Origin of the sequence: Pseudomonas vancouverensis, assembly GCF_004348895.1 — a bacterium.
Classification (GTDB): domain Bacteria; phylum Pseudomonadota; class Gammaproteobacteria; order Pseudomonadales; family Pseudomonadaceae; genus Aquipseudomonas; species Aquipseudomonas vancouverensis.
This window is the reverse complement of record NZ_RRZK01000032.1, coordinates 238,919-264,389: the sequence shown is the minus strand read 5'-3', so window position 1 is coordinate 264,389 and position 25,471 is coordinate 238,919. Positions and strand designations below refer to the sequence as shown.

The 25,471-nt window shown below is 59.5% G+C and carries 20 protein-coding genes; 3 read left to right on the top strand and 17 right to left on the bottom strand.

Features of this window, described 5'->3' with window-relative positions; genetic code table 11:
- Positions 1-70 precede the first annotated feature (70 nt).
- The 16 genes from dnaE to rpsB form a co-directional block, all read right to left on the bottom strand.
- Positions 71-3,592 carry a DNA polymerase III subunit alpha gene (dnaE, locus tag EIY72_RS25375; protein WP_093214918.1) on the bottom strand — a complete coding sequence of 1,174 codons (3,522 nt, stop codon included), beginning with the start codon at positions 3,590-3,592 and terminating at the stop codon, positions 71-73.
- A 73-nt stretch (positions 3,593-3,665) separates the two neighbouring features.
- Complete coding sequence (gene rnhB / locus EIY72_RS25370) at positions 3,666-4,310, bottom strand: ribonuclease HII (protein ID WP_093214915.1); 645 nt, start codon at positions 4,308-4,310, stop codon at positions 3,666-3,668.
- Positions 4,307-5,437, bottom strand: coding sequence for a lipid-A-disaccharide synthase (lpxB, locus tag EIY72_RS25365; protein WP_093214912.1), 1,131 nt, complete (start codon positions 5,435-5,437; stop codon positions 4,307-4,309). Before lpxB ends, rnhB begins: the two co-directional genes overlap by 4 nt.
- A gap of 2 nt (positions 5,438-5,439) precedes the next feature.
- Positions 5,440-6,216 (bottom strand): acyl-ACP--UDP-N-acetylglucosamine O-acyltransferase, encoded by a 777-nt coding sequence (gene lpxA, locus EIY72_RS25360; protein WP_093214909.1) that lies wholly within the window; start codon positions 6,214-6,216, stop codon positions 5,440-5,442.
- Entirely contained in the window at positions 6,213-6,653 is a 441-nt protein-coding gene (fabZ, locus tag EIY72_RS25355; protein WP_007978374.1) for a 3-hydroxyacyl-ACP dehydratase FabZ, read from the bottom strand. Before fabZ ends, lpxA begins: the two co-directional genes overlap by 4 nt.
- Positions 6,654-6,761: 108 nt before the next feature.
- Positions 6,762-7,817 (bottom strand): UDP-3-O-(3-hydroxymyristoyl)glucosamine N-acyltransferase, encoded by a 1,056-nt coding sequence (gene lpxD / locus EIY72_RS25350; protein WP_093214901.1) that lies wholly within the window; start codon positions 7,815-7,817, stop codon positions 6,762-6,764.
- 3 nt (positions 7,818-7,820) lie between these two features.
- Positions 7,821-8,324, bottom strand: coding sequence for an OmpH/Skp family outer membrane protein (locus EIY72_RS25345; protein ID WP_007990260.1), 504 nt, complete (start codon positions 8,322-8,324; stop codon positions 7,821-7,823).
- Between the two features lie 45 nt (positions 8,325-8,369).
- A complete protein-coding gene (bamA, locus tag EIY72_RS25340) occupies positions 8,370-10,757 on the bottom strand; it encodes an outer membrane protein assembly factor BamA (protein ID WP_093214898.1) in 2,388 nt (795 codons plus the stop codon).
- Between the two features lie 74 nt (positions 10,758-10,831).
- A complete protein-coding gene (gene rseP / locus EIY72_RS25335) occupies positions 10,832-12,184 on the bottom strand; it encodes a sigma E protease regulator RseP (RefSeq protein ID WP_093214894.1) in 1,353 nt (450 codons plus the stop codon).
- Positions 12,185-12,238: 54 nt separating this feature from the next.
- A complete protein-coding gene (gene ispC, locus EIY72_RS25330) occupies positions 12,239-13,429 on the bottom strand; it encodes a 1-deoxy-D-xylulose-5-phosphate reductoisomerase (RefSeq protein WP_093214888.1) in 1,191 nt (396 codons plus the stop codon).
- Positions 13,426-14,232, bottom strand: coding sequence for a phosphatidate cytidylyltransferase (locus EIY72_RS25325; RefSeq protein WP_093214884.1), 807 nt, complete (start codon positions 14,230-14,232; stop codon positions 13,426-13,428). The genes ispC and EIY72_RS25325 overlap by 4 nt, the downstream gene beginning before the upstream one ends.
- Entirely contained in the window at positions 14,232-14,987 is a 756-nt protein-coding gene (uppS, locus tag EIY72_RS25320; RefSeq protein WP_093214881.1) for a polyprenyl diphosphate synthase, read from the bottom strand. Before uppS ends, EIY72_RS25325 begins: the two co-directional genes overlap by 1 nt.
- A 13-nt stretch (positions 14,988-15,000) precedes the next feature.
- Positions 15,001-15,558 (bottom strand): ribosome recycling factor, encoded by a 558-nt coding sequence (gene frr, locus EIY72_RS25315; protein WP_007940501.1) that lies wholly within the window; start codon positions 15,556-15,558, stop codon positions 15,001-15,003.
- Complete coding sequence (pyrH, locus tag EIY72_RS25310) at positions 15,555-16,298, bottom strand: UMP kinase (RefSeq protein ID WP_003222124.1); 744 nt, start codon at positions 16,296-16,298, stop codon at positions 15,555-15,557. Before pyrH ends, frr begins: the two co-directional genes overlap by 4 nt.
- A gap of 209 nt (positions 16,299-16,507) precedes the next feature.
- Positions 16,508-17,371 (bottom strand): translation elongation factor Ts, encoded by an 864-nt coding sequence (gene tsf / locus EIY72_RS25305; protein WP_093214879.1) that lies wholly within the window; start codon positions 17,369-17,371, stop codon positions 16,508-16,510.
- A 189-nt stretch (positions 17,372-17,560) separates the two neighbouring features.
- Positions 17,561-18,298, bottom strand: a complete 738-nt coding sequence (gene rpsB, locus EIY72_RS25300; RefSeq protein ID WP_003222119.1) for a 30S ribosomal protein S2 — start codon at positions 18,296-18,298, stop codon at positions 17,561-17,563.
- Positions 18,299-18,672: 374 nt separating this feature from the next.
- On the opposite strand from rpsB, the gene map reads away from it, so the two are divergent.
- The 3 genes from map (at position 18,673) to dapC (ending at position 23,559) form a co-directional block, all read left to right on the top strand.
- Positions 18,673-19,455 (top strand): type I methionyl aminopeptidase, encoded by a 783-nt coding sequence (gene map, locus EIY72_RS25295; protein ID WP_093214873.1) that lies wholly within the window; start codon positions 18,673-18,675, stop codon positions 19,453-19,455.
- Between the two features lie 50 nt (positions 19,456-19,505).
- Positions 19,506-22,208: a [protein-PII] uridylyltransferase gene (locus EIY72_RS25290; RefSeq protein WP_093214868.1), complete on the top strand. Its 2,703-nt coding sequence runs from the start codon at positions 19,506-19,508 to the stop codon at positions 22,206-22,208.
- 151 nt (positions 22,209-22,359) lie between these two features.
- Positions 22,360-23,559 carry a succinyldiaminopimelate transaminase gene (dapC, locus tag EIY72_RS25285; protein ID WP_093214863.1) on the top strand — a complete coding sequence of 400 codons (1,200 nt, stop codon included), beginning with the start codon at positions 22,360-22,362 and terminating at the stop codon, positions 23,557-23,559.
- Positions 23,560-23,608: 49 nt separating this feature from the next.
- Here the strand turns inward: dapC and EIY72_RS25280 are convergent, their stop codons facing one another.
- Entirely contained in the window at positions 23,609-25,240 is a 1,632-nt protein-coding gene (locus EIY72_RS25280) for a Na+/H+ antiporter (protein ID WP_093214859.1), read from the bottom strand.
- Positions 25,241-25,471: the final 231 nt, after the last annotated feature.

Sequence of the window (25,471 nt, the reverse complement as noted above, 5' to 3'; positions counted from 1 at the left end):
GGGACAGGCGCGTTGAGGTCGAGATTAAAAATTCTGGTCAAGCTCAGGGCGCGTGATGGCACCCTGACCGTTAACGGTATTGGAGGAAGACGTTGTCTCGCCCGAACTGGTCACGCAGGGCTTGAATCAACGCATCCGCTGGATCGATTCGCCAGCCTTCGCCGAACTGCAACAACGCCTTGGCGTCAGGGCTTGTGTAGTCCATGGTGATCGGGCACGCACCGCGATGGCGCTTCAACAGCTCACCGAGCCAGCGTAGCTGATCCCCCTTGAGATCCTTGGCGTGCAGCTTCAGGCGCAGGCTTTCGGCCAGGTTGGTCCGCGCATCTTCCATGCTCATCACGCGCTTGACCCGCAGTTTCAGGCCGCCGGAGAAGTCGTCATTACTGACCTCGCCTTCGACCACCACCATCGCGTCGGTCTGCAACAGCGACTGCGCAGCATGGAATGCCTCGGAAAACAGCGACGCCTCGATCCGCCCGGAGCGGTCATCCAGGGTGATGAAGCCCATCTTGTCGCCCTTTTTGTTCTTCATCACCCGCAGCGCGATGATCATACCGGCAACAGTCTGGGTGTCGCGCGCAGGCTTCAGGTCAATGATGCGCTGACGGGCGAAACGCCGAATTTCGCCTTCGTACTCGTCAATCGGGTGACCGGTCAGGTACAGGCCCAGGGTGTCTTTCTCGCCCTTCAGGCGTTCCTTGAGGGTCAGTTCCTTGGCCTTGCGATGGTTAGCGTAGACATCCGCGTCCTCGTCGACGAAGAGCCCGCCAAACAGATCAGCATGACCACTGTCCTGAGTGCGCGCAGTTTGCTCGGCCGCCTTGATCGCCTCCTCCATGGCCGCCAGCAATACCGCGCGATTGCGGTCGATGTTGGCCTGGTAGGCTTTCTGCTCGTCATGGAAGTACGGGCCAAGACGATCCAGCGCACCACTGCGAATCAGACCGTCGAGGGTGCGCTTGTTGATGCGCTTGAGGTCGACCCGCGCGCAGAAATCGAACAGATCCTTGAACGGACCGGCCAGACGCGCTTCGGTAATCGCCTCGACCGGCGCTTCGCCCACGCCCTTGATGGCGCCCAGCCCGTAGATAATCCGGCCTTCGTCATTCACCGTGAACTTGAACTCGGAAGCGTTCACGTCCGGCGCGTCGAGGCGCAGCTTCATGGTCCGCACTTCTTCGATCAAGGTCACGACCTTGTCGGTGTTGTGCATATCCGCGGACAGTACCGCGGCCATGAACGGCGCCGGGTAATGCGCCTTCAGCCATGCGGTCTGGTACGACACCAGGCCGTAGGCGGCGGAGTGGGATTTGTTGAAGCCGTAACCGGCGAACTTCTCCACCAGGTCGAAAATGTTACCGGCAAGGTCCGCGTCGATGTTGTTGGTGGCGCAGCCCTCAATGAAGCCGCCGCGCTGCTTGGCCATTTCTTCGGGCTTTTTCTTACCCATGGCGCGACGCAGCATGTCCGCACCGCCGAGGGTGTAACCAGCCATGACCTGGGCAATCTGCATCACCTGTTCCTGATACAGGATGATGCCGTAGGTCGGTGCCAGTACCGGCTTGAGGCCTTCGTACTGGTAGTCCGAATGCGGGTACGCCAATTCGGCGCGACCGTGCTTACGGTTGATGAAGTCGTCCACCATGCCCGATTGCAGCGGGCCGGGACGGAACAGTGCCACCAGTGCAATCAGGTCTTCCAGGCAGTCGGGCTTGAGCTTCTTGATCAGCTCCTTCATGCCGCGGGATTCGAGCTGGAACACCGCTGTGGTTTCGGCTTTTTGCAGCAGCGTGTAGGTCGGTTTGTCGTCCAGCGGGATAAAAGCGATATCCAGCGGCGGCTCGTTGACCTTGGCGCGGTCGCGGTTGATGGTTTTCAGCGCCCAGTCGATGATCGTCAGGGTCCGCAGGCCGAGGAAGTCGAACTTCACCAGACCGGCCGCCTCAACGTCGTCTTTGTCGAACTGGGTCACCAGGCCATCACCGGCCTCGTCGCAATAGATCGGCGAGAAGTCAGTCAACTTGGTCGGTGCGATGACCACACCACCGGCGTGCTTGCCGACGTTACGCACCACGCCCTCGAGCTTGCGCGCCATCTCCCAGATTTCCGCCGCTTCTTCATCGACCTTGATGAAGTCACGGAGGATTTCTTCCTGCTCGTAGGCCTTCTCCAGGGTCATGCCGACTTCGAACGGAATCATCTTCGACAGGCGGTCCGCCAGGCCAAACGACTTGCCCTGCGCCCGCGCCACGTCGCGCACCACCGCCTTGGCAGCCATGGAACCGAAGGTGATGATCTGGCTTACGGCGTTGCGGCCGTACTTCTCGGCCACATAATCGATGACCCGGTCGCGGCCATCCATGCAGAAGTCGACGTCGAAGTCGGGCATCGAGACCCGTTCCGGGTTGAGAAAACGTTCGAACAGCAGGTCGTATTCCAGCGGATCGAGGTCGGTGATCTTCTGTACGTAGGCCACCAGCGAGCCGGCACCCGACCCACGGCCTGGACCTACGGGCACGCCGTTGTTCTTGGCCCACTGGATGAAATCCATCACGATCAGGAAGTAACCGGGGAAGCCCATCTGGATGATGATATCCAGCTCGAAATTCAGCCGGTCGACGTAGACCTGGCGCTTGGCCTCGTAGTCTTCGGTGGTGTCCCTGGGCAACAGGACCGCCAGGCGTTCCTCCAGACCGTCGAAGGACACCTTGCGGAAGTACTCGTCGATGGTCATGCCATCGGGGATCGGGAAGTTGGGCAGGAAGTGCGTGCCCAGCTTTACTTCGATGTTGCAGCGCTTGGCAATCTCGACGGTGTTTTCCAGCGCTTCGGGAATGTCGCTGAACAGCTCGGCCATTTCCTCGGCGCTTTTGAGGTATTGCTGATCGCTGTAGTTTTTCGAACGACGCGGATCGTCGAGGGCACGGCCCTCACCGATGCAAACACGGGTTTCGTGGGCAGCGAAGTCTTCCTGCTTGATGAAGCGCACATCGTTGGTCGCCACCAGCGGCGCACCGAGCTTCTCGGCCAGGGCCACGGCGCCGTGCAGTTGTTCTTCATCGTTGGGGCGGTTGGTGCGCTGGATTTCCAGATAGAAACGGTCCGGAAACACCGCCATCCACTCACGGGCCAGGGTCTCCGCCTCTGCCGGGTTGCCACTGAGCATGGCCTGGCCGATCTCGCCCTCTTTGGCCGCCGACAGCATGATCAAGCCTTCGTTGGCTTCGGCCACCCACTCGCGCTCGATAATGATCGAGCCGTTGCGCTGACCGTCGATAAAACCACGGGAAATCAGTTCGGTAAGGTTGCGATAGCCTTGGGCGTTCATCACCAGCAGGCTGATCCGGCTCAGCGGGTTATCCGGATCCTTGTTCGACAGCCACAGGTCGGCGCCGCAGATCGGCTTGATCCCGGCACCCATGGCGTTTTTATAGAACTTGACCAGGGAACACATGTTGTTCTGATCAGTGACCGCGACGGCGGGCATGTTCATGCCGACCAGGGTCTTGACCAGCGGCTTGATCCGCACCAGACCGTCGACCAGGGAATATTCAGTGTGCAGGCGTAGGTGAACGAATGAAGCCGGCATAGTGATCCTGTGAGCTCGAAAACAACAAGGCCCGGATTGTACCGGGCCTTGGCAGAAAAAATCAGCCTTGCGACTAACTCTCGATAAGACTTTCCCGCGCCTCGTAAGCCAGGCGTACCGGAGCAAACGAGCGTCGGTGAATCGGTGTCGGCCCCAGACGGGCGAGCGCTTCCAGATGAACGGGAGTCGGGTAGCCTTTGTGGCCACCGATGCCGTAGCCCGGGTAAATCAATTCGAAAGCAGACATTTCACGATCCCGGCTGACTTTGGCCAGGATCGAGGCTGCCGCAATCGCCGGCACTTTGCTATCGCCCTTGACCACCGCCTCGGAACGCATCGGCAGTTTCGGGCAGCGATTGCCGTCGATCATCGCCAGCTTCGGCTGGACATGCAGCCCGGCCACGGCACGCTGCATGGCCAGCATGGTCGCGTGGAGAATGTTCAGTTCGTCGATTTCTTCGACTTCTGCACGGGCGATGCACCAGCTCAAGGCCTTTTCGCAGATCTCGTCGTAGAGCTTTTCACGACGTGCTTCCGTGAGTTTCTTCGAATCGTTGAGACCCAGGATCGGGCGGTTCGGATCGAGGATCACGGCAGCAGTCACCACCGCGCCGCAGAGTGGGCCACGCCCTACTTCATCGACACCGGCAACCAGCTCTTCTACTTCAGCGACCAAGGTAAAATCCAGGCCCAGCTGCGGGTTTGCTTTTTTGCTCATTGTGCTTGGCCGATCAGGTTCAGTACCGCGTCAGCCGCCTGATTGGAGGCATCCCGACGCAAGGTACGGTGGATTTCGTCGAAGCCGCGGGTCTGTTCTTCGCCACCTTCGATCAATGGCGACAAGGTTTGTGCCAGCGCCTCAACCGTCGCGTCGTCCTGCAACAGTTCTGGCACCAGCAATCGTTGAGCCAGCAGGTTCGGCAAGGATACGTAAGGACTCTTCACCATGCGTTTGAGAATCCAGAACGTCAGCGGCGCAAGACGATAGGCGACCACCATCGGCCGCTTGTATAGCAGGGCCTCAAGGGTTGCCGTGCCTGAGGCGATCAACACCGCATCGCAGGCGGCCAGCGCCAGGTGCGATTTGCCATCGAGCAAGGTCACCGGCAGATCGCGCCCTGCCAGCAATTGTTCCAGCTGGGCTCGACGCTCGGGATTAGCGCAAGGTATGACGAATCGAATGCCAGGGCGCATCGCCCGCAGACGCTGGGCGGTATCAAGAAACAGCCCGCCCAGGCGACTGACTTCACCGCCGCGACTGCCAGGCATCAATGCGACCAGCGGCCCGTCCGGCAAGCCCAGCTCAGCGCGCGCGGCAGATCGATCGGCTTCCAGCGGAATGGTATCGGCCAGGGTATGACCGACAAAGCGCACCGGCACGCCCTTTTCTTCGTAGAACTTCGCTTCGAAAGGAAGCAGCGTCAGCATCAGGTCGCAACCTTCGCGAATCTTCAGCACCCGCTTCTGCCGCCACGCCCAGACCGACGGGCTGACGTAGTGCACGGTCTTGATCCCGGCCTGACGCAGCTTGAGTTCGATATTGAGGTTGAAGTCCGGGGCATCGATGCCGATGAACACATCGGGTTTCGCGGCAATCAGGTCGGCGACCAGTTTCTTGCGCCGAGCCAGCAGTTCACGCAAGCGACCCAGCACTTCCACCAGACCCATGACCGACAGGCGCTCCATGGGAAAGTATGACGTCAGGCCTTCAGCCTGCATCAGCGGACCGCCGACACCGATGAACTCGACCGCAGGGTGACGAGCCTTGAGTGCGCGCATCAAACCGGCACCCAGAATGTCACCGGAAGCCTCACCCGCTACCAGCGCAATACGCAGATTGGCCATGATTAGCGGGTGATGCCGCGAGTCGAGGACTGGATGGAATCACGGAACACCGCAACTTCCGGGAACTGCGCCGAGGGCTCGGCCAATTCGGCCAGTGCCTGCTCCACGGTCAGACCCTGGCGGTAAACCACCTTGTAGGCACGACGCAGTGCGTGGATGGCATCCTCGCTGAAACCACGACGGCGCATGCCTTCGAAGTTCATGCTGCGCGCTTCCGCCGGGTTACCGAACACCGTGACGTAGGCCGGAACATCCTTGCCGATAGCCGTGCCCATGCCGGAAAAGCTGTGGGCACCGATGTGGCAGTACTGGTGAACCAGAGTGAAGCCCGACAGGATCGCCCAGTCTTCAACATGAACGTGACCGGCCAATGCGGTGTTGTTCACCAGGATGCAGTGATTGCCGATGACACTGTCGTGACCGATGTGGGCATAGGCCATGATCAGGTTGTGATCACCCAGGGTCGTTTCGGAACGATCCTGAACGGTGCCACGGTGAATGGTCACGCCCTCACGGATGACGTTGTGATCACCAATCACCAGGCGGGTCTCCTCGCCTTTGTACTTCAAGTCAGGTGTGTCTTCACCTACCGAAGAAAACTGGTAGATGCGATTGTGCTTGCCGATGCGGGTCGGGCCTTTGAGGACAACGTGCGGCCCGATGACTGTTCCCTCGCCGATTTCCACACCTGCGCCGATGATCGACCACGGGCCGACCTCGACACCGTCAGCCAGTACAGCTGTCGGATCGATGATTGCACGAGGGTCAATCAAACTCATAGCTTGCGTTCCGCGCAGATGATTTCAGCCGAGCAGACAGGCTTGCCATCGACCGACGCCTGGCATTCGAACTTCCAGATCTGGCGCTTGCAGCTGATGAACTTGGCTTCAAGGATCAGTTGGTCGCCCGGCAATACCGGCTGGCGGAAGCGCAGCTTGTCGGAACCGACGAAGTAGTAAAGCGTGCCATCGGCAGGCTTCACGTCGAGCATTTTGAAACCAAGGATCCCGGCAGCCTGAGCCATGGCTTCGATGATCAGTACGCCCGGCATGATTGGATGCGCAGGAAAGTGACCATTGAAGAACGGCTCGTTGATGCTGACATTCTTGTAGGCGCGAATGCGCTTGCCTTCAACATCCAGCTCCACTACCCGGTCCACCAGCAGGAACGGGTAACGGTGAGGCAGGTATTCGCGAATCTCGTTGATGTCCATCATTTCGGGGGGAAGCCTATGTAAAGATTGGGAGCGCGCGACGGACGCGCACTCCGCTAGCAAATCAAGGAAGCACGCTAGCGGCTGTGCACACTTGATATGGAAATGGTATCAGCCATCTGATGAAGCATTACCGTCAGGGGTCACTTCCCCAACCTGCTTTTCCAGTTGGCGCAGACGTCGCGCGATGTCATCGAGCTGACGAAGGCGGGCCGCGCTTTTGCGCCACTCGGCTGCCGGCTGCATTGCCGTACCGGACGAATAGGCACCCGGCTCGGTAATCGAGTGGGTCACCATGGTCATGCCGGTGATGAAAACGTTATCGCAAACTTCGATATGCCCCACCAGGCCGACACCACCGGCGAGCATGCAATGCTTGCCGATCTTGGTGCTGCCGGAGATACCCACGCACGCGGCCATGGCGGTGTGATCACCGACCTGGACGTTGTGCGCGATCTGAATCTGGTTATCCAGCTTCACGCCGTTGCCAAGGATGGTATCGGCCAACGCGCCGCGGTCAACGGCGGTGTTCACGCCAATCTCCACATCGTCGCCGATCAACACACCGCCGACCTGGGCAATTTTCTGCCAGGTGCCTTTCACGTTGGCAAAACCGAAGCCTTCACCCCCGAGCACGGCACCGGACTGGATCACTACCCGCTTGCCGATGCGCACATCGTGGTACAGCGTAACCCGAGGTGCGAGCCAGCCACCTTCGCCGATCACACTGCGCGCGCCGATGAAGCAGTGCGCGCCCACGGTGGTGCCAGCAGCGATGTGCGCGCCACTTTCGATCACTGCAAAGGCACCGACATTGGCTGCTGGATCGACAAACGCATCCGCCGCAATCACCGCCGTTGGATGAATACCGGCAACCGCCACGGGCTTGGGATCGAACAGGTGGGACACCCGCGCATAGGCCGCGTACGGATCAGGCACCAGCAGCGCATCCCCGGCAAATCCTTCGGCATCGGCAGGCTTCAGCAACAAGGCTGCGGCCTGACTGCTCGCCAGGTATTTACGGTATTGGGGGTTTGCCAGAAAGCTCAACTGAGCTGGGCCAGCCTCCTGCAAGGTGGCTAGCCCAGTAATGTCTTTCTCGGGGTCGCCACGTAGCGTGGCGCCGAGGAACTCGGCCAACTGGCCGAGCTTAATGGTCACTGTCATGGATTACTTCAGCTGATTCATGCGCTCGATAACCTGGCGCGTGATGTCGTACTGAGGCTTGACGTCAATCACTGCACCACGCTCGAAGACCAGGTCAAAAGCACCTTTCTTGATGACTTCTTCCACAGCGCTGTCCAGTTTCGGCTTCAGCTGCTTCAGCATTTCACGGTCGGCAACGGCTTTGGCTTCGTTCAGCTCCTTGGACTGGAACTGGAAGTCACGGGCCTTTTGCTTGAATTCCAGTTCGAGACGCTCACGCTCGCCCTGTTGCATCTTGTCGCCGCCAGCCATCAGACGATCCTGAATGCCCTTTGCGCTGCTTTCGAGGGTTTTCAGCTTGGTCAGTTGCGGACCGAACTTCTTCTCGGCATCTACAGCGTATTTCTTGGCTGCATCAGACTCCAGCAACGCCATCTGATAGTTCAGAACCGCGATCTTCATGTCGGCAAACGCCGGGCCTGCTACCAGTACGGAAGCCAGGAGAACCAATTGAGTCAACTTACGCACGATGCACTCCTACAAAATCCATTGTCGTTATCTTGGGTCAGACGCTTAGAACGTCTGGCCGAGGGAAAATTGGAACACTTGAGTTTCAGCTTCGTCCGGTTTCTTGACTGGCATGGCCAGCGCAAAACTCAAAGGACCCAACGCGGTAACCCAGGTCACGCCTACACCGACAGAGCTGGCCATGTTGCTCAGGCTGATGTCGTTGCACTGCGTGTTGGACTTCGAGCCATCGGCGTTGGTGATGTCTTTGCACTTGGAATCGAACACGTTACCCACATCCCAGAATACCGAGGTACGCAGGGAGCGCTGATCTTTAACGAACGGCAGCGGGAACAGAACCTCGACACCACCCTGGATCAGGACGTTACCACCGAACGGCAGCGGATCCTGGTCCGGGTCAAATTGTGTACCGGCGTTACCCGTGATCGCCTGACCACGACTCGGCGTACTGCGAGGACCCAGGGTGCTGTCCTTGAAGCCACGAACCGAGTTGAAACCACCAGCATAGTAGTTTTCATAGAAAGGCAAGCCATCGGTCGAACCATAACCATCGCCATAACCGAGTTCGGTATGCAGGCGCATGGTGTAGTTCTCGCTCAGCGGCTGGAACAACTGGCCACGGTAGTCGAGCTTGAAGAACGACAGGTCACTGCCAGGCGTCGTGGTTTCCAGCACCAGGCTTTGCGAGTGGCCACGGGTTGCCAGTACGCCCTTGTTCAGGGTCGACTCGGACCAGCCGGCCGAAGCCTTGAAGTTGAGGTACTGGTCGCCTTCCTTGTTAACGAAGTCGAAGATTTCGTCGACGGTGTAAACGCCGGTCTTGATCTTGTCCTGTTGCGCAGTCAAACCGAAGGTCAGGCGCGAAGTCTCGCTGATCGGGTAGCCGACGCTGACGCCCGCACCCAGGCTGTCCACCGCATAGCTGGCTACGTCGACGTCGAGGTCTTTGTAGTCAGTGGTGCGATAGAACGCGTTGTAACCCAGGCTCACGCCATCAGCCGTCCAGTAGGGGTCTACGTAACCGAAGTTGTAGCGGCTCTGGTACTGGCTGCGAGTCAGGCCGATGCTGACCTTGTTACCGGTACCGAGGAAGTTGTTCTGGGTGATCGAACCACCGAGGATCAGACCGGCACTCTGGGCGAAACCGACGCTGGCGGTAATCGAACCGGAAGCCTGCTCTTCCACGCTGTAGTTCACGTCAACCTGGTCGTCGACGCCCGGTACGGCCGGCGTTTCAACGTTGACTTCCTTGAAGAAGCCCAGGCGTTCCAGACGGGTCTTGGACTGGTCGATCAGGTAGGTCGAAGCCCAGCCACCTTCCATCTGACGCATTTCACGACGCAATACTTCGTCTTCCGACTTGGTGTTGCCACGGAAGTTGATACGGTTCACGTAGGCACGCTTGCCTGGATCGACGGCGAACAGGATGTCTACGGTGTGATCTTCGTCGTGCGGCTGAGGCACGCCGTTGACGTTGGCGAAGGTGTAACCCTCGTTACCCAGACGACGGGTGATCAGCTCGGAAGTAGTGGTCATCAGCTTGCGCGAGAACACTTGGCCTTTCTGCACCAGCAACAGCGACTTGACCTGGTCTTCAGGGACTTTCAGGTCACCGCTGAGCTTGACGTCACGAACGGTGTACTTCTCGCCTTCGTTGACGTTGACAGTGATGTAGACGTGCTTCTTGTCCGGAGTGATGGACACCTGGGTCGAAGCGATATCCATGTTGATATAGCCACGGTCCAGGTAGTAGGAACGCAGACGCTCCAGGTCACCGGACAGTTTTTCGCGGGCATACTTGTCGTCGTTCTTGAAGAACGACAACCAGTTGGTGGTCTTGAGTTCGAACAGGTCGATCAGGTCTTCATCAGGGAATACGGTGTTGCCCACCACGTTGATGTGCTGGATGGCCGCGACCGTGCCTTCGTTGATGTTGACCTTCAGGCCCACGCGGTTGCGCGGCTGCGGAATGACCTCGGTGTCAACGGTGGCCGAGTAACGACCCTGGGCAACGTACTGGCGTTGCAACTCGTTACGCACACCTTCCAGCGTTGCGCGCTGGAAGATTTCGCCTTCGGCCAGACCGGACTGCTTGAGGCCTTTCATCAGGTCTTCAGTAGAGATCGCCTTGTTGCCTTCGATCTCGATACTCGCGACCGACGGGCGCTCGACTACCGTGATGACCAGGACGTTGCCATCGCGGCCCAGTTGGATATCTTGAAAGAAACCGGTTTTGAACAACGCACGAGTGGACTCCACCAGGCGCCGATCATCCGCCTGTTCACCGACGTTCAACGGCAAAGCACCAAAGACACTACCCGCGGAGACCCGCTGGAGGCCATTGACGCGAATATCAGAGATAGTGAAGGACTCGGCGTGAACTTCGGCGATCATCAATACGGTGAGAACCGCAGTTAGCAGCAGACGTTTCATGAAGTCCTTTCTTATTCCAACTGGCAATAAACAAACTGCCGCAAAATGCGGCAGATTCGCAATTCAACGAAGCGTTACAGTCGACCCAGATCATTGACCAGAGCAAGCAACATCACCCCGACCACCAAACTGATACCGATCTGTATCCCCCAACTTTGCACCCGATCCGACAAGGGACGACCACGCGCCCACTCGATCAGATAAAACAACAAGTGTCCCCCATCCAGCACAGGAATGGGCAACAAATTCAGAACCCCCAGGCTAATACTCAGATAAGCAAGGAAATTCAGGAAATCAGCAACACCCGACTGGGCCGAAGCGCCCGCCACTTTAGCAATGGTTATCGGTCCACTCAAGTTTTTTACCGAGAGCTCACCGAACAACATTTTCTTCAGCGAATCGAGGGTCAGCACGCTCATGGTCCAGGTGCGTCGAGCGCCTTCGCCAATCGCCGCCAACGGCCCGTAACTGACTTCGCGGATCATTTCCGGCGGCCAGTCGACAGCCCTCACGCCGGCCCCCAGATATCCACTCGGCGCCTTGCTTTCACCACGGGACGCCAGGGTCACAGGGACGTCGATTTGAGCACCGTCGCGCTCGACCCGCAGCAGAATTTTGGTATCAGGGTGCATACGAACGGTGTCGACGACCTGCTGCCAATCATCCAGCGCGCGACCATCCAGCGCCAGCAGACGGTCGCCAGTCTTCAACCCGGCAGCCTGTGCCGGGCCCTTTGGATCGAGTTCTGCCAACACCGGCGGCAATGCGGGACGCCACGGGCGGATACCCAGCGAACGAATCGGATCAGGTTCGTCTGCACCCTTGAGCCATTTATCCAGCGCCAGCTCACGAGGGGTATCGACCGTCGAACCCTGATCGCGCACCATGACTTTCAGTGAACCACTTTCACCCAGGCGACGGACCAGCTGCAAATTCACGGCAGCCCAGCCGGTAGTGACTTCGCCGTCGATGGCGACGATTTCCTGCCCCGGGCTCAGACCGGCCTTCTCCGCGATACTGCCGGACTCGACCGCGCCGATCACCGGACGCACCTGCTCGCTGCCGAGCATCGCCAGCACCCAGAAAAACACCAGGGCCAGTAAAAAGTTGGCAATCGGACCCGCGGCCACAATCGCAATGCGCTGACGCACCGATTTACGATTGAAGGATTGATCGAGCTGATCGAGCGGTACTTCGCCTTCGCGCTCGTCGAGCATCCTCACGTAGCCACCCAGCGGGATGGCGGCCACCACGAATTCAGTGCCCTGCTTGTCGTGCCAGCGCAACAACGGCATGCCGAAGCCCACGGAGAAGCGCAGCACCTTGACCCCACAGCGACGCGCGACCCAAAAGTGGCCGAACTCGTGGAAGGTAACCAGCACACCCAAAGCGACCAGGGTGCCGACAATCATATAGAGCGCGCTCATCTACTTTCTCCGCATTCCTATCTGTCGTCACAAAGGCCTGTGTTTCGACAGCATTTATCGCCCGTGGCGACTCAGCCATTGTTCGGCGAGCAATCGCGCTTTCGCGTCTGCCGTGAATACCGCGTCGAGATCATCGACCGGCACCACAGGCTCAAGATTCAATACTTCCTCGATGATACTCGCGATTTCCGGGTATCGAACCCGCTCGTCGAGAAATGCCGCTACCGCTACTTCGTTCGCTGCATTGAGCATGGCCGGCGCACTGTTTCCAGCTTCCGCAGCTTGCCGCGCCAAGCGCAGGCAAGGGAAGCGGTCTTCATCCGGCGCTTCAAAGTCCAGACGCGCCACCGCAAACAGATCCAGAGGCGCCACGCCGGAGTCGATTCGCTCCGGCCAAGCGAGCGCATTGGCGATGGGCGTGCGCATATCCGGATTGCCCAACTGGGCCAGAACGGACCCGTCTACGTAATCGACCAAGGAGTGAATCACGCTTTGTGGGTGAATCACCACCTCAACCTGCGATGGCCTGGCATCGAACAACCAACAGGCTTCGATCAACTCGAGCCCTTTGTTCATCATGCTGGCCGAATCCACGGAGATCTTGCGACCCATGGACCAGTTGGGATGAGCGCAGGCTTGCGCGGGGGAAACATGCGCCAGTTCCGCCATCGGCGTCTGTCGGAACGGACCGCCGGAAGCCGTCAGCAAAATCCGCCGAACACCGACCGCCTCAAGGCCCTGGGCAAAATTGCCGGGCATGCACTGGAAAATCGCGTTGTGTTCACTGTCGATCGGCAGCAATACCGAGCCGCTCTTGCGCACCGCCTGCATGAACAGGGCGCCGGACATCACCAGCGCTTCCTTGTTGGCCAGGAGGATTTTCTTGCCGGCCTCGACTGCCGCCAGCGTCGGACGCAGCCCTGCCGCACCGACGATCGCCGCCATCACTGCATCGACCGCAGGATCGGAGGCAATCCGGCACAGGCCCTCCTCGCCCACCAGCACCCGCGTCGAAAGACCGGCTGCACGCAGATCATCCTGCAAACGGCGAGCAGGCTCGACTTCGGGTACCACGACAAACTGCGGGGAATGACGAACGCAGAGTGCAAGCAGCTCAGCCAAGCGGCTGTAGCCACTGAGGGCAAACACTTGGTAACGCTCAGGGTGACGCGCGATGACGTCGAGGGTGCTCAGACCGATCGAACCGGTCGCCCCGAGGACGGTAATCTGTTGCGGACGGCTCATGGAGCAGCCATCCATAGCAATACGGCAAACACCGGAATCGCCGCGGTCAGGCTGTCGATCCGATCAAGCACGCCGCCGTGTCCCGGCAGCAGGTTGCTGCTGTCCTTGATCCCGGACTGGCGCTTGAACATGCTTTCGGTCAGGTCACCGACCACCGAGATAAACACGATCAACGCGGCGCCGATCAACGCCATGAGAATCTGGGTAAAACCCCAGCCACGGGAAATGCCGACGATCGCAGTGATCACCAGGCTCAGCAACAACCCGCCATACACGCCCTCCCAGCTCTTGCCGGGACTGACTTGAGGTGCCAGCTTGCGCTTGCCAAAGGCTTTGCCAGAAAAGTACGCGCCAATATCGGCACCCCAGACCAGCACCATCACCGCCATGATCAACCAGTTGCCCAAAGGCTCCTGCTTGATCTGAATCAGGCCCTGCCAGGCAGGCAGCAGAATCAACAGGCCGATGACCAGCTTGCAGGCAGCGCTGGCCCAGATTTCAGCGCTACGTGGATAAGTCAGCACCAGGTACGTCGCCACAGCCCACCACAGCACCGAAGCGCCGAGCACCCAGGGCGCAAGCCCCGGCACGATGTACATAACGAACAGCATCAACGCAACGATTGCGGCAAAGGCCACCCGGATCGACTGTGCGGTGAAACCTGCCAGGCGCGCCCACTCCCAGGCACCCAAGGTGACAACCAGGCCGATGAACAGGGCAAAACCCGACCCTTCGAGCAGGAAAAACCCGCACAAGGCGATCGGCAGCAGGATCAGTGCAGTGATGATTCGTTGTTTAAGCATTAAACCCGGGCTCCAGCCTCGACCTGCTCGCTCGTTTTACCGAAACGGCGCTGGCGGGAAGCGAAATCGGCCAGCGCTTTGCGCATGGCATCGTGTTTGAAGTCCGGCCAGAACAGGTCGGAGAAGTACAGCTCGGCATAAGCGAGCTGCCAGAGCAGGAAGTTGCTGATGCGGTGTTCACCACCGGTGCGAATGCACAGATCAGGCAACGGCAGATCGCCCGTAGCCAGGCAGGTCTGCAGCAAATCAGGCGTGATGTCTTCCGGACGCAGATGCCCGGCCTGAACCTCGCGCGCCAGACGTTGCGCCGCTTGCGCGATATCCCATTGACCGCCGTAGTTGGCAGCGATTTGCAGGATAAAGCGATTGGCACCCACGGTCATCGCCTCGGCTTCACGCATCGCCGCCTGAAGCTCTGGATGAAAACGCGAGCGATCGCCGATGATGCGCAAACTGATGTTGTTGTCGTTGAGGCGCTTGGCCTCACGACGCAGCGCCTTGAAGAACAGGTCCATCAAGGCGCTGACTTCATCGACCGGGCGTTGCCAGTTTTCACTGGAAAAGGCGAACAGCGTCAGCACCTCGACCTTTGCCTCGGCGCACACCTCAATCACCGCGCGAACCGCGTCCACTCCCGCCTTATGCCCGGCGACACCCGGCATAAAGCGTTTTTTGGCCCAGCGATTGTTACCATCCATGATAATCGCGACATGGCGCGGCACCGCAGAGGGTGCAGCCAACTTGTTCTTTTCCATGAAAACGCGACTCTTATACGGCCATCAGGTCTTTTTCTTTCTCTGCCAGCTTCGCGTCGATTTCAGCCACGAATTTCTTGGTCAGATCGTCGATCTCGCCAGTGGCGCGACGCTCTTCGTCTTCGCTGATTTCCTTTTCCTTGACCAGATCCTTCAGCGAGCTGTTGGCATCACGACGAATGTTGCGCACGGCCACACGGGCGTCTTCGGCAACATCGCGGGCCTGCTTGGTGAAGCCGCGACGGGTTTCTTCGGTCAGGGCCGGCATGCTGATCAACAGCAGCTCACCGAGGTTGGTCGGGTTCAGGTTCAGGCCGGCGCTGCCGATGGCCTTGTCGACTGCACCGAGCATGTTGCGCTCGAAGGCGACGACTTGCAGGGTACGGGCGTCCTTAACGGTGATGTTGGCAACCTGCTTGATCGGGGTGTCGGCACCGTAGTACGGCACCATCACGCCTTCCAGGATGCTCGGGTGCGCCTGACCGGTACGAATGCGGCCGAAGTTGTGCGCCAGCGATTCCACGGACTTCTGCATGCGCTCTTTAGCGTCTTTCTTGATTTCGTTGATCATTGTTGGCCTTCCTCGATCAGAGTTCCTTCAGCGCCGCCGTGCACGATGTTCAGCAGGGCGCCGGGCTTGTTCATGTTAAATACGCGCAGCGGCATCTTGTGGTCGCGGCACAGGCAAATCGCCGTCAGGTCCATTACACCCAGCTTGCGATCCAGCACTTCATCGTAGGTCAGATGATCGAACTTCTCGGCATGCGGGTCTTTGAATGGATCTGCGGTGTACACACCATCAACCTTGGTCGCCTTGAGCACGACATCGGCGTCGATTTCGATTGCACGCAGGCAAGCAGCCGAATCCGTCGTGAAGAACGGGTTACCGGTACCGGCAGCGAAAATCACCACGTCCTTGGAGTTCAAGTGACGCATGGCTTTGCGGCGATCATAGTGATCGGTTACGCCAACCATGGAAATGGCCGACATGACGATGGCCGAGATATTGGCACGTTCAAGCGCGTCGCGCATGGCCAGGGCGTTCATCACAGTGGCCAGCATGCCCATGTGGTCGCCGGTTACGCGGTCCATGCCAGCCTTGCTCAGGGCTTCGCCACGGAACAGGTTGCCACCGCCGATAACCAGACCGACCTGAACACCGATGCCGACCAGCTGGCCCACTTCCAGCGCCATGCGATCGAGAACCTTCGGGTCGATCCCGAACTCTTCCGAGCCCATCAGGGCCTCGCCGCTAAGCTTGAGTAGAATGCGTTTATAGCGAGCCTGATAACCACTGCCCTGCTGAGCCATTGCGAATCTCTCCTGCGGCGTATTTAAAAATTCTTTGCGAGCTGTTTGCAGCTGCGCTCACTCTAGCGTGGCGCTGCTTCAGCGCCATCGGAACATGGCTTTGTAAGCCAGTTCCAAACGGAAACCAATTAAAAATTGGCTCCCCATCTGAAAAGAGGCTGCGCGCGTGAGCGGGCAGCCTCTTCAGGGCGACAGTTTGAGAAACTGTCTTATTGCTTGGCGGCAGCCAGCTGGGCAGCAACTTCTTCAGCGAAGTTGTCGACCGGCTTCTCGATGCCTTCGCCTACTTTGAAGTAGGTGAAGGAAACGATTTCAGCGCCAGCTTTCTTGGCCAGTGCACCCACGGTGATTTCCGGGTTCATGACGAAAGCTTGTTCTACCAGGCTGGCTTCAGCCAGGAACTTGGTGATACGGCCAGCAATCATCTTCTCGACGATTTCAGCAGGCTTGCCTTTCATCTTGTCTTCGTTCAGCTGCAGGAATACAGCCTTCTCGCGCTCGATGGCTTCGGCGGAAACCTGCGATGGCAGCAGGAACTCAGGGTTGCTTGCAGCCACGTGCATGGCGATTTCTTTGGCCAGCTGAACATCGCCGCCCTTCAGAACAACAGCAACACCGATCTTGTTACCGTGCAGGTAGGTGCCGACTACGTCGCCTTCTACGCGCACCAGGCGACGGATGTTGACGTTTTCGCCAACTTTGGCCACCAGGGCTTCACGAGCGGATTCGCGAGAAGCGATCAGTGGAGCAGCGTCGGTCAGCTTCTCGGCGAAGGCTTGTTCAACGCTTTCAGCAACGAAGTTCTTGAAGTCGTCTTGCAGGGCCAGGAAGTCGGTCTGCGAGTTCACTTCCAGCAGCACGGCTGCCTTGTCGTCGGCCTTGATGGCGATAGCGCCTTCAGCGGCAACGTTGCCAGCTTTCTTGGCAGCCTTGATGGCGCCCGAAGCACGCATGTCATCAATGGCTTTCTCGATGTCGCCGCCAGCCTTGGTCAAGGCTTTTTTGCAGTCCATCATGCCTTCGCCGGTACGCTCGCGCAGTTCTTTGACCAACGCTGCAGTAATCTCTGCCATTTCAAAATCCTCTTGGATAGGTTTTCAACCATTCCACCCGATCGAACGGGCGTTCAATTCTTCCCGAACCACCCTTGTTAGCTGCCGTACATTACAAAAAGAGCAGTGGGCGCCGACAAATGGTTTTCGAGGTGGCAAAAAGGGGGCCAAGCCCCCTTTTTGCTTACTGAGTCAACGCCAGGGCGTCAATTACTCAGCTGCAGCCTGAGTTTCTTCAGCTGCGAACTCTACGGTGCCACCGGCAACGTTGTTGCGACCACGGATAACAGCGTCAGCCATCGAACCCATGTACAGCTGGATAGCGCGGATTGCGTCATCGTTGCCTGGGATGATGTAGTCAACGCCTTCCGGGCTGCTGTTGGTATCGACTACGCCGATAACCGGGATGCCCAGCTTGTTGGCTTCGGTGATCGCGATGCGCTCGTGATCAACGTCGATAACGAACAGAGCGTCTGGCAGACCGCCCATGTCCTTGATACCACCCAGGGAACGATCCAGCTTTTCCAGGTCACGGGAGCGCATCAGCGCTTCTTTCTTGGTCAGCTTGGCGAAAGTACCGTCTTCGGCTTGTACTTCAAGGTCACGCAGACGCTTGATGGAAGCACGGATGGTTTTGAAGTTGGTCAGCATGCCGCCCAACCAGCGGTGATCGACGTACGGCGAACCGCAACGTGCTGCTTCTTCAGCAACGATCTTGCCAGCGGAACGCTTGGTGCCGACGAACAGAATCTTGTTTTTGCCCTGGGCCAGACGCTCTACGAAAGTCAGAGCTTCGTTGAACATTGGCAGGGTTTTTTCAAGGTTGATAATGTGAATCTTGTTGCGCGCGCCGAAAATGTATTTACCCATTTTCGGGTTCCAGTAACGGGTCTGGTGACCGAAGTGCACACCGGCCTTCAGCATATCGCGCATGTTGACTTGGGACATGATAGTTCCTTAATAAGTCGGGTTTGGCCTCCACGTATCCCAATGACCAACCAGCAGCTTTCAGGCTTCCGGCACCCAGGTCATCGTGTCGACACGTGTGTGGATTTAAGCTTTTCGGGACATCCCCGGAAAGCGGCGCATTTTATATCACAAGGCAGCAAAAAACGGAACCCGGATTCTGAAATCCGCCCGCTTGCTTTGAGTCACCCCTTGGAATCGGGCCAGAATGCACCATTCTATAGAGAGAAGCGATGCACTCGGGCGCTGAATTGCGCTGATCGTCTGATAGAATCGCATTTTTCAGGGGCTGCACAGGTTAAACGCGCAAGCCCCCTTCCGTTTAGAAAGCGCCGTCGGGCGCAGAGAGAGCCTGTATGACCGTCACCCTCAAAACTCCCGAGGACATCGCAAAAATGCGTGTCGCCGGCAAACTGGCCGCCGATGTGCTGGAAATGATTGCCGAGTATGTCAAGCCGGGCGTCACCACCGATCAGTTGAACCAGATCTGCCATGACTACATCGTCAACGAGCAGAAGGCCATCCCTGCCCCGCTCAACTACAAGGGCTACCCGAAGTCGATCTGCACCTCGATCAACCACGTGGTCTGCCACGGCATTCCGAATGACAAGCCGTTGAAAGATGGCGACACCCTGAACATCGACGTGACCGTCATCAAGGACGGCTACCACGGCGATACCAGCCGCATGTTCCACGTCGGCACCGTGCCGGTCTGGGCCGAGCGCCTGTCCCAGGTGACCCAGGAATGCATGTACAAGGCGATTGAAATCGTCAAACCCGGCTGCCGCCTGGGCGACATCGGTGAAATCATCCAGAAGCACGCGGAAAAGAACGGTTTCTCGGTGGTCCGCGAGTTCTGTGGTCACGGCATCGGCAAGGTCTTCCACGAAGAGCCGCAGATCCTGCACTACGGCCGCGCCGGCACCGGCATGGAACTCAAGGCCGGCATGACCTTCACCATCGAGCCGATGATCAACCAGGGCCGTGCCGACACCAAGGTACTGGGCGACGGCTGGACCGCCATCACCAAGGACCGCAAGCTGTCGGCACAGTGGGAACATACCCTGCTGGTGACCGAGACCGGCTACGAGATCTTCACCCTGCGCAGCGATGACACCATCCCTCGCGTTTCGGCCTGATCCCGCCATCGCACTTCGCCTACAGGGCCTATAGAAAGGAAAGCCAATCGATGCCGCAGGTGGATCCCGAACTCTTCGACCGCGGCCAGTTCCAGGCTGAACTGGCGCTGAAGGCCAGCCCCATCTCGGCCTTCAAGAAGGCGATCCGCCAGGCTCGCGAGGTGCTCGACACGCGTTTTCGCAACGGCCGGGACATTCGCCGGCTGATCGAGGATCGCGCCTGGTTCGTCGACAACATCCTGCAAAAGGCCTGGGATCAGTTCAACTGGAGCGAGGATGCCGACATTGCGCTGGTCGCAGTTGGCGGCTACGGTCGAGGCGAACTGCACCCCTATTCGGACATCGACCTGCTGATCCTGTTGGACAGCGCCGACCATGAAGTTTTCCGCGATTCAATCGAGCGTTTTCTGACGTTGTTGTGGGACATCGGCCTGGAGGTCGGCCAGAGCGTTCGCTCTGTCGAGGAGTGCGCCGTCGAGGCGCGTGCCGACCTGACCGTCGTCACCAACCTGATGGAAAGCCGCACCATCACCGGCCCCGAACACCTGCGCCAGCGCATGCTGGATGTCACCAGCACCGCGCACATGTGGCCGAGCAAGGACTTTTTCCTGGCCAAGCGCGCCGAACAGAAGGCCCGCCACCACAAATACAACGACACCGAATACAACCTGGAACCCAACGTCAAAGGCTCGCCCGGTGGCTTGCGGGATATCCAGACGATTCTGTGGGTGGCCCGTCGCCAATACGGCACGCTGAACCTACGCGCCCTGGCCGGTGAAGGCTTTCTGGTCGAGAGCGAAAACGCGCTGCTGGCGTCCTCCCAGGAATTTCTCTGGAAGGTGCGTTATGCCCTGCACATGCTCGCCGGCCGCGCCGAAGATCGACTGCTGTTCGATCACCAGCGCACCATCGCCGGGTTGCTCGGTTTCGTCGGTGACGACGTCAAGCAAGCCATCGAAAACTTCATGCAGCAGTACTACCGGGTGGTCATGAGCATCGCCCAGCTCAGCGACCTGATCATCCAGCACTTCGAAGAAGTCATCCTGGCACCGGAAGACGAAGCTGCGCCGCAACCGATCAATTCGCGTTTCCAGTTGCACGACGGCTACATCGAAGCGCGCAATGACAACGTGTTCCGGCGTACGCCATTCGCCATGCTGGAAATCTTCGTGCTGATGGCCCAGCAACCGGAAATCAAGGGCGTGCGCGCTGACACCATTCGTCTGCTGCGGGAAAACCGCCACCTGATCGACGACGAGTTCCGCAACGACATCCGCAACACCAGCCTGTTCATCGAACTGTTCAAGTGCAAGATCGGCATCCATCGCAACCTGCGCCGGATGAACCGCTACGGCATTCTCGGGCGCTACTTGCCAGAGTTCGGCTTCATCGTCGGGCAGATGCAGCACGACCTGTTCCACATCTATACGGTGGACGCCCACACCCTGAACCTGATCAAACACCTGCGTAAGCTGCAGTACACCCAGGTGTCGGAAAAATTCCCGCTGGCCGCCAAGCTCATGGCCAAGCTGCCCAAGCCCGAGCTGATCTACATGGCCGGGCTGTACCACGACATCGGCAAAGGCCGGCACGGCGATCACTCGGAAGTCGGCGCCGTCGACGCCGAGGCGTTTTGCCAGCGCCATCAGCTGCCAGTGTGGGACAGCCGCCTGATCGTGTGGCTGGTGCAGAACCACCTGGTGATGTCGACCACCGCCCAGCGCAAGGACTTGTCCGACCCGCAGGTGATCCATGACTTCGCGCAAACCGTCGGTGACGAAACCCGTCTCGACTACCTCTACGTACTGACCGTCGCCGACATCAACGCCACCAACCCGACCCTGTGGAATTCCTGGCGCGCCAGCCTGCTGCGCCAGCTCTACACCGAGACCAAGCGTGCGTTGCGCCGTGGCCTGGAGAACCCGGTGGATCGTGAAGAGCAGATCCGCCAGACCCAGAGCGCCGCTCTGGACATCCTGGTGCGCGGCGGTACGGACCCGGACGATGTCGAGCAGTTGTGGGCGCAGTTGGGCGATGACTACTTCCTGCGTCACACCGCCGGCGATGTCGCCTGGCACAGTGATGCGATCCTCCAGCAACCCGCCGATGGTGGCCCGCTGGTGTTGATCAAGGAAACCACCCAGCGTGAATTCGAAGGCGGCACGCAGATCTTCATCTATGCGCCGGACCAGCATGACTTCTTCGCCGTGACCGTGGCCGCGATGGACCAGCTCAACCTGAACATTCACGATGCCCGGGTCATCACCTCCAGCAGCCAGTTCACCCTCGACACCTATATCGTGCTCGACACCGACGGCGACTCCATCGGCGACAACCCGGCCCGGGTCAAACAGATCCGCGACGGCCTGACCGAAGCCCTGCGCAATCCGGACGACTACCCGACCATCATCCAGCGCCGGGTGCCGCGCCAGCTCAAGCATTTCGCCTTCGCGCCGCAGGTGACGATCCACAACGATGCCCAGCGTCCGGTCACCGTGCTGGAGCTGACCGCTCCCGACCGCCCGGGCCTGCTGGCACGCATCGGCACGATCTTCCTGGAGTTCGACCTGTCCTTGCAGAACGCCAAGATTGCCACGCTCGGCGAGCGGGTGGAGGACGTGTTCTTCATCACCGACGCGCACAACCAACCGTTGTCCGACCCGCTGCTGTGCAGCCGATTGCAGGATGCGATCGTCGAGCAACTGAGCGTCAATCACGAACCCGATATCAAGCTTTCACGCATCAGTATCTGAATCAACAACGGCCCGCTCTTTGTAGGAGCGAGCATGCTCGCGATGATCTCAAATGCGCCGCATTGCTCCTGCAAGCGCGCGTTATCGTTGACGACCATCGCGAGCAAGCTCGCTCCTACAGGGGCAAGCGCCCACCGAACGAGATCCACCCATGAACAACGCTCTGAACCAGCTCCAGCCCTACCCCTTCGAAAAGCTCCGCGCACTGCTCGGCAGCGTGACGCCGAACCCGGACAAGCGCCCGATCGCGCTGTCCATCGGTGAGCCGAAACACCGTTCGCCTAGCTTTGTCGCCGAAGCGCTGGCCGGCAACCTGGATCAGATGGCGGTGTACCCGACCACTCTCGGCATCCCGGTCCTGCGCGAAGCCATCGCCGCTTGGTGCGAGCGTCGTTTCAACGTGCCTAAAGGCTGGATCGACCCGGCGCGTAACGTGCTGCCGGTCAACGGCACACGCGAAGCCCTGTTCGCCTTCACTCAGACCGTGGTCAACCGTGGCGACGATGCACTGGTGGTCAGCCCGAATCCGTTCTACCAGATCTACGAAGGCGCTGCGTTCCTCGCCGGCGCCCAGCCGCACTACCTGCCGTGCCTGGATGAAAATGGCTTCAACCCGGATTTCGACGCTGTTTCCGTAGACATCTGGAAGCGTTGCCAGATCCTGTTCCTCTGCTCGCCGGGCAACCCGACCGGCGCGCTGATCCCGGTGGAAACCCTGAAGAAGCTGATTGCCCTGGCCGACGAGCACGACTTCGTGATCGCCGCCGACGAGTGCTACAGCGAACTGTACTTCGACGAACAGACACCACCGCCGGGCCTGCTCAGCGCCTGCGTGGAACTGGGCCGCAAGGACTTCAAGCGCTGCGTGGTATTCCACAGCCTGTCCAAGCGCTCCAACCTGCCGGGCCTGCGTTCGGGCTTCGTCGCCGGTGATGCGGACATCCTCAAGGGCTTCCTGCTGTACCGCACCTACCACGGCTGCGCGATGCCGGTTCAGACCCAGCTGGCCAGCGTTGCTGCCTGGAATGATGAAGTGCATGTACGCGCCAACCGTGCGCTGTACCGCGAGAAGTTTGATGCTGTGCTGGAGATCCTCAGCCCGGTACTGGATGTGCAACGTCCGGATGGCAGCTTTTACCTGTGGCCCAATGTGGCCGGTGATGACGCCGCCTTCTGCCGCGACCTGTTCGAGCAGGAGCATGTGACCGTGGTGCCGGGTTCTTACCTGTCCCGGGACGTCGACGGTGTCAACCCGGGTGCCGGTCGTGTGCGCATGGCCCTGGTTGCGCCATTGGCAGAGTGCGTCGAGGCTGCCGAGCGGATTCGTGATTTCATCCAACGCCGCCAGTAACCACCGCCCTCCCCTGTAGGAGCAAGCTCGCTCCTACAGGGGCCGGATGTCATTTCACCGGGCCAAGCTTGGCCTCGCTCAAATCCAGCTCCCCCAGCACCTCACGCAGCACATCATCGGCAATCTGGTGATGACGGCTGAGGCTGTACAGTTCCAGACGTTGTGCCCGCAGCGCCTTCAAGCGCAGACGCCGCTCCAGCAAATCCATCTGAAACGCCAGCGCCTGGGCTTCGGCCGAGTCGTTGAACACCTCCAGTTGATGCCGGTACTCGGACATGATCCGCGCCTTGAGTTCTGCAGCCAGAGCGGCTTCAGCAGCGTCCTGCGGGCTCGCCTCTTCGGTTTCCAGCGCATGAATCGCCGCCTCGGCGGTTTTGCGCCAGGCTTCGCGAACTTCGCTACGTCGCCTCTCGTCAGGGCTGATATCGACCCCGCGCAACAGCAACGGCAAGGCAATGCTGGCGGCAACCAGCGATAACAAAATCACCCCGGCTGCGATGAATATCAGCAGGTCGCGCTCCGGGAACAGTTCACCACCCATCAACAGCGGCACCGACATCACGCCCGCCAGCGTCACCGCCCCGCGGACGCCCCCCACTGTCAGCAACCAGCAGGAGCGCGCCGTCGGCACCTGGGTCATGTCGCCCTTGCCGCGCAAGCGTCGCAACAGCACCGACAAGCGCCAGATGCTCTGCACCCAGACAAACCGAAGCACCACCAGCACCAGAAAAATCGCCACCACGTCCAGTGCGCGATACAGCAGGGTCGGCCACAACGAGGTCTCGTGACTGGCCACGGCCTTGATGATGTCCGGCAACTGCAATCCCAGCAGCAGGAAGATCAGGCCGTTGAAGGCAAACTCCAGCAGTGACCAGACGCTGCGATTAAGCAAGCGCGTATTGGTCTGCCGCGGCAGCAGGTCGAGCCAGCTCTGCATCATCCCCGCCGCCACCGCCGAGAGGATGCCCGATACCCCGACTCGCTCGGCCAAAACATAGGCGGCAAACGGCAGCAGCAACATGAACACTACGTGAGTGGCCGGATCATCCCAGCCACGGGCGATCATCCACGCGCGCAGGCGCCCGACCAGCCAGCTCAACGCCACCCCGACCGCCAGCCCGCCGACCGCCACCAGTACGAATGTCAGGCTGGCGTTGGCCAGCGAGAACACACCGGTGATCGACGCCACCAGGGCGAACTTGAAGGTCACCAGGCCCGAGGCATCGTTCATCAACGCCTCGCCCTGCAATATATGCATCAGGGGCGTCGGCAGGCGATTACGGGCAATGGCCGACACCGCCACCGCGTCCGTCGGCGACAGCACGGCCGCCAGGGCGAACGCAACAGCCAGGGGCACGCCGGGCAGCAGCCAGTGGATGAAATACCCGGCACCGACCACGGTAAACAGTACCAACCCCACCGCCAAAGTCAGGATCGGCCCGCGTAAATGCCAGAATTCGCGTTTGGGCATGCGCCAGCCGTCGGAGAACAGCAGCGGCGGCAGGAACAGAAAGAGGAACAGTTCCGGGTCAAGGGCGACGTGCAGGCCCAGTGTCGGCCAGGCCAGCAAGGCCCCCGCGGCAATCTGCACCAGGGGTAGCGGCAGCGGGATCACCCGTCCGATCAGCCGTGAAACGCTGACCAGCATCAGCAGGATCAGGACGGTATAAGCGGTTTGCATAAAGCCAAGGTCTCGAACAATCGACAGCGTTGAAGTGCCATATTAGCTGCTTAGACTGTGTCTGGCCGTTGCACCTATGTCGCACCCGCCATCAGCGCAATACCTGGCGGGGCGAACGGGCTCGCAATGTCGTTGATTCAGCCAATACACATGTTGAATTTCAAAACGCCATCGCTTGCAAGCTCGCGCCCACAGAATTCGCGCTTCCATGGCATAATCCTTCACCTTTTA